This is a genomic window from Psychromonas hadalis ATCC BAA-638 (genome assembly GCF_000420245.1).
In the GTDB taxonomy this organism is placed as follows: Bacteria; Pseudomonadota; Gammaproteobacteria; order Enterobacterales; family Psychromonadaceae; genus Psychromonas; species Psychromonas hadalis.
Map to the genome: position 1 here is coordinate 1 of NZ_ATUO01000199.1, position 5,898 is coordinate 5,898.

General features: G+C 38.5%; 5 protein-coding genes. All 5 read left to right on the forward strand.

The genetic code is table 11. The annotated features are described in order from the left end of the window. Positions 1 to 675 precede the first annotated feature (675 nt). Complete coding sequence (locus G322_RS0117020) at positions 676 to 1,713, forward strand: porin (protein ID WP_022942909.1); 1,038 nt, start codon at positions 676 to 678, stop codon at positions 1,711 to 1,713. A gap of 116 nt (positions 1,714 to 1,829) precedes the next feature. Further along, positions 1,830 to 2,612: a hypothetical protein gene (locus G322_RS0117025; RefSeq protein WP_022942910.1), complete on the forward strand. Its 783-nt coding sequence runs from the start codon at positions 1,830 to 1,832 to the stop codon at positions 2,610 to 2,612. Positions 2,613 to 2,707: 95 nt separating this feature from the next. After that, complete coding sequence (locus G322_RS0117030) at positions 2,708 to 3,247, forward strand: hypothetical protein (RefSeq protein WP_022942911.1); 540 nt, start codon at positions 2,708 to 2,710, stop codon at positions 3,245 to 3,247. Between the two features lie 499 nt (positions 3,248 to 3,746). Further along, entirely contained in the window at positions 3,747 to 5,210 is a 1,464-nt protein-coding gene (gene nhaD / locus G322_RS0117035; protein ID WP_028866710.1) for a sodium:proton antiporter NhaD, read from the forward strand. Between the two features lie 597 nt (positions 5,211 to 5,807). After that, on the forward strand, positions 5,808 to 5,898 hold a 91-nt coding region (locus G322_RS24925; protein WP_156873989.1), incomplete at its 3' end, for a UvrD-helicase domain-containing protein.

Sequence of the window (5,898 nt, forward strand, 5' to 3'; positions counted from 1 at the left end):
TTAACTGTACTTCAATACCTTCGCCAATTTTTATTTAAGCTTAAAATGGAATTTCACACCAATACAAATCAAATATATACAGGCAAAAAAGTCAGCCAAAATGGGTTGATTTCCATTTTGGCGAAGGGGTTGGTACTTAACTTGTATTATTTAAATCCGTTTGCCCTGCTCATTTAGGATTAAACTTGCAATCGTTTTATTTTCTAAAACCATCAAACCTTCCACTTAATTCGGTATAAAAATAAAGCCTTTGTCATTTACACTTTTTTGTTGTCGATCTAGCTCACAAAATACAGTGAACTTGTGAGCTGGATCTTCTGTAAATGTGTTTTTAATGCCTATTTCCACCTTAACATGTTGTAATTAAAGGGGTTATAGTGAATTCAAATTAATACTGTGACCAAGCTCCTTTTTTAGGGTATCAGATAGTGAATTCCATTGATAATTTGCACCACGAAGGTAGTATTACTTCCAAGCAGACAGGTTGAGATTAATTACTTGGTCTGTCGAAGTTAAAAAGAAATGGTTCGCTTTTTAACTAGATTAATTCTCGTTAGCACATGATGTACTGGCGAAAATTTTAAAACGTTATAACAATAAAATTTGGCTTCATGGACATGGATTATGGATTATGGAAGCCAATAAACAATACTGTTTATTTAAAGGAATAATATTATGTTTAAGAAAACTCTTGTCGCAGCTGCTCTTGCAGCAACTGCTTTTGGTGCAAGCGCATACGAAATTGGTCAAAATAACGATTTCTCTGTAGAAGTTTACGGTGTTGCTGCAATCTCTGTGGTTAACTACAATGTTACTGGAGAAAACAAAGGTAACGAAAGCTTTGGTGTTGAAAATGAATCTCGTATCGGTTTCCGTGCGGGTAAAGCAATGACTGATTCTCTTGACGTATTCATGCAAATCGAATCTGGTTATGTTGATAATACTGACTGGGGTCATGGTGGTGTTTCTGGTGGTGTATTAGGATTCCGTGATACATTTGTTGGTCTTAAAGGTGACTGGGGTAAAGTTCGTTTTGGTCGTGTTCTAACACCGTTATATGAAATTGTTGATTGGCCTTTCTCTAACCCAGGGCTAGGTTCAGTATTTGACTGGGGTGGTATCGCTGCACATTACGATCGTCAATCTAACCAAATTCGTTACGATGCACCAAGCTTAGGTGGTTTTACTACTGCTTTCTCTGTCGGTACTGATGCTGGAAAAAATGGTGGTGGTCCAACAAACAATGATTCAGTATTCTTTGGTGCTAACGCACGTTACTCTGTTAGCATTGTAAATTTAATGGCTGGTATTGAAGCGGGTTCTGACTTTAAAGGTGTTGCTGGTCAAGATAACTTAGCATACATCTTAGGTGCGGAAGTTGCACTTCCTGGTGGTTTCGGTCTTGCTGCCGCATATAAAGGCGAAGAGCTAGATGGTTATAAAGGTGTTGCCGGTGATAAAATCACTCAAGGTTCATACTCTGTAATCGCACAATACTGGAATGGTCCTCTAGGTATTAAAGCGGGTTACGCTGCAAATTTAGAATCTGAAACTAATGGCACTACAAATGCAGATTCAGATGCAAATACTATCTCTCTACAAGTGATGGGCGTAATTAATGGTTTCGTTCCTTACATTCGTGTAGCTGGTCGTACTGAAGGTGCTGCTGATACACAAATCGTCACACGTGTTGGTCTAGAGTACGGTTTCTAAGAAACCCTTACTTTAATCTTCATGTCAAACGCCAGCTTATGCTGGCGTTTTTATTGAAAAACAGGTAAGTTGCCTTTATTTTCATTTAAATTATCATCTTTATAAAGGAAAATCAGATGCTTAAAAAAATACTATTACTTTCCATTGCTTCCCTATTATCTGCTTGTTCAACACTTTCTACTGATGATGATTTGAGTAATGCGATTGATAGCGTGAATAACAAACCAACCTACTTTGAAGTGAAGGGACAAAAGTTACAGCCAAATAATATGAGTGGTTCTAATAGTGGTGTGATTGATGCGACAATGTTTATCACTGCAAATATCGCCAAAGAGGGGCAAAAAGCGCCTAATTCAACGGTAAAAATGGTATTAGGATATTTTGAAACGCATAACCCTTACAAATATGCTGCTGTTAATGGAAAAAAAGTCGAGATTAAAGCTTATAAAGTAGCAACAAGTATGTGTACGGAAAATTGTATAGCAACGCAATATTTTACATTCCCAGTGAGCAACGAAGATCTTTTAAACGCGCTTGACAGTGAGTTTATCTATGAACTTTACCCAGATGCGGGCAGTAAGAAGTTAAAATTTAGTGTGCCGGGTGAGTATATCAGCGCACTATTAAATGGATACACCGCTAATGCATTACCCGCTTCGATTGCACCTATCGTAGCTAAGAAAATTACAAGCTCGCCACTACAAATGAGCCAAGACCTCTTTGTTAAAGCCTCTGACACAGAAAAAGAACAATTCACAGATTGGGCATTCAAAAATAGAAAATCAATTGAAGCACCACTTAATGCTGAAGGTAAAATTCTGCCAATGCTTGAATATTGGTATGAAAAAGCCAGTAGCGATGAAAAAGCTGAAATTTTAACGTGGATTTTAGCGCAATAACGACATAAGCCATTTTTATTGTAATGAGAATGGCTTTATTTCCCTTTTATATCTGATATATTCATCAAACTCTATCAGCCTAAATTGGAATCATCATGTTAAAAAAACTATCAATTATTAGCTCATTTGTCTTTCTTGTCGCTTGCTCATCAAATCCTATCTCAGATAACTATGCTGACGATGTTGTGGTACAAAAAAATAGTTTAGATACGCATACTGAAATTGTGGGCAAACAGATTATTCCTGTTGATCTGCTTGAGAATAACCTTGCGCTAAAAGTTTCTGTGCTGAATGTGCTGGCTAGTATTAGTAACGATAATATGCAATTAGTGGATTCAGTTGTTAACGTTACTATTGAGTACCGCGAGCCAAAAATAGAAAACCGTGAGGTTACCTATAATTTAGTGACCATTGCGGAGGAACAAATATCACTAAAATCAGAATCGGTTGCCCGCGATTGTGATGATAAAACGTGTTTAGTGACTCAAAGCCTCTCTTTCCCTGTTGCAACAGCGCTGTTAGAAAATGGCCGACAAGATGGTGTGTTATTTATTCTACAGCAAAGTGAAAACAGTGATGCTGAATTAGAAACCATGATCCCTGCGCGTTATTTGACAGCACTTTTTAATAAATAACATATTATACCAATTGGATTAAATTCCTACGTCCAATATGAAGCTTTGATCATATTACATTTGTGTACAAATCTAAAAATCAAATAGGACGTGCTGCTTTAGCTGCGCCTGTTTAACAATAAAAAACATGCAGGACTGAAGTCCCACTTCCTAAGTGACTGACATGCTTTTGGACGTGATGCTTTAGTTGCGTCTTAGTTAACAAGGCAGGACTAAAAAAAGGGTTCGCAGAGCTTACCCGCTCATGAGATTGAACTGACGTTCAATTCGCTCCTACGTCCGAGTTGTGTTTTTTATTTGGATATGCTGCTTTAGCCACGCTAATATGAAGTATCGACACAGACACATTATGCCCCTTTTAACGTGACCTCCAACTTTCACTATCTCGCTATTTTTACTGCTGTTTTTCCTTAGATCTCTATGCTAGTATCGCGCGAAATTTATCCACCGACTCTTTTATAGTCTATCCTATTCATTTACTTCATTTTCTTTAAGGAAGATCGAAATGTTACAAAAATATAAACCCTTAGGTGTGTTATTGACACTTATTGCTGTTTTCTTCTCACCCACGCTATTTGCAAGCGGTGGTACAATGGACTTAACGTCACACGGTATCGGTTATGCTGCACTGCTTATTTTTGGTATTGCGTATGCGCTGGTCATGCTTGAAGATGTGATTCATCTACGTAAGTCTAAGCCTGTTTTAGTGGCTGCGGGTATTATCTGGGCAATGATCGGCTATTATGCGATGCAACATGGTATGAACCATGAAGCAGAAGCCGCTTTCCGCCATAACTTACTTGAATATGCAGAGCTGTTTTTCTTCCTATTGGTCGCGATGACTTACATCAATGCAATGGAAGAGCGTCAATTGTTTGATGCACTGCGTGCTTGGATGGTAAACAAAGGGTTCACGCTACGTAATATTTTCTGGTTAACGGGTATTTTAGCGTTCTTTATCTCACCGATTGCAGATAACTTAACAACCGCACTGCTAATGTGTGCAATCGTGATGAAAGTGGGTGGAAAAAACACTAAATTTATCGCCCTTGCTTGTATTAATATTGTTGTTGCTGCTAATGCCGGTGGTGCATTTAGCCCATTTGGTGATATCACAACACTGATGGTTTGGCAAAAAGGCATGGTTCCTTTTGCTGATTTCTTCCAGCTGTTCTTGCCATCTGCGGTTAACTTTCTTGTTCCTGCTATCATTATGAGTTTCTATATTTCGAAAGAAGTTGCACAGGGTGATGGTGAAGTGGTACACATGAAGCCGGGTGCTAAACGTATTGTTGGTCTGTTCTTAATGACTATTTTCTTTGCTGTTATGGGACACTCTTTCTTAGGTATGCCTCCAGTACTTGGTATGATGACAGGTCTTGGTTTATTACAGTTCTTCGCTTTCTTCCTACGTAAAACACATAAATCACATTATGATCGTGCGATTGAAAATACAGATGATGTTAAAGAGCATGAGCGCCTACGTACTTTAGGTGATGGCGCGCCATTTGATATCTTTGGTAAAGTTGCTAAAGCAGAGTGGGATACATTGTTATTCTTCTATGGCGTGGTACTTTGTGTGGGTGGCTTAGGTTTCATCGGTTACTTAAGTTTAATGTCAACAGCAATGTATGCCGATCCCGCCTTTACTACGTGGGCGAATATTTTAGTGGGACTTTTATCGGCTATTGTAGATAACATTCCCGTGATGTTTGCGGTATTAAGCATGGAGCCTTCAATGAGTGAAGGTCAGTGGCTACTGGTAACATTAACGGCAGGTGTGGGTGGTAGTTTATTATCTGTAGGCTCTGCTGCCGGTGTTGCACTAATGGGACAAGCTCGTGGTATTTATACCTTTGGCGCACATCTTAAATGGATGCCTGTTATTGCATTAGGTTATGCAGCTAGTATTTTGACCCACTTATGGTTAAATGCGGATCTGTTTACTAAATTTGTGCATTAACAATTGCATTTGTTGGAAGTGAGGCCTTCGCCTTGCCTGTTTTGACTTAAGAAAAATAGGCAGAACTAACGTTCGACTTCCAGATAACACCATTAAAATGCGAGAGAGACTTTTGTCTCTCTCGCGTTTTTTTGCTGATAATTAATTACTGAAAGTGCCTTTCCCAGTAAACAATATTTTTACCACAGAGCCACTGCGCTACACTGAGAACACGAAGAAAATATAAAATAGATGCTTTTTTCCTCTGTGCCTCTGTGGTGAATTTGTTTTGAACGGGCATTCCCTTCCTTTTCCTCTGTGCCTCTGTGGTGAATTTGTTTGAACTTAGCGCTTTAGCCCTAAGCATTTTTGTTTTAATATCTCTCATTTAGGATCAACTTCAAAATTACTTACGCTTTTTTTTCAAAATAACCCGTCATTTAGAATTGGCTTCAACATTACTTGTGATTTTGTTTTTAAAATAGCCAGTCACTTAAGGCTTTTTGGAAACAATTTATCGCAAGTTATTTTGTAACGATTTCATCAGGCTTTTTGAAAACAATTTAGCGCAAGTTATTGTGTAACGATTCCTTACTCTTTTTCTTTCTTGGATAAACAATGAAACTCAATGCTGGGCAAGATGCTGCTGTTAAAATGATCTCTGGCCCCTGTTTGGTTTTGGCGGGGGCGGGCAGTGGTAAAACACGTG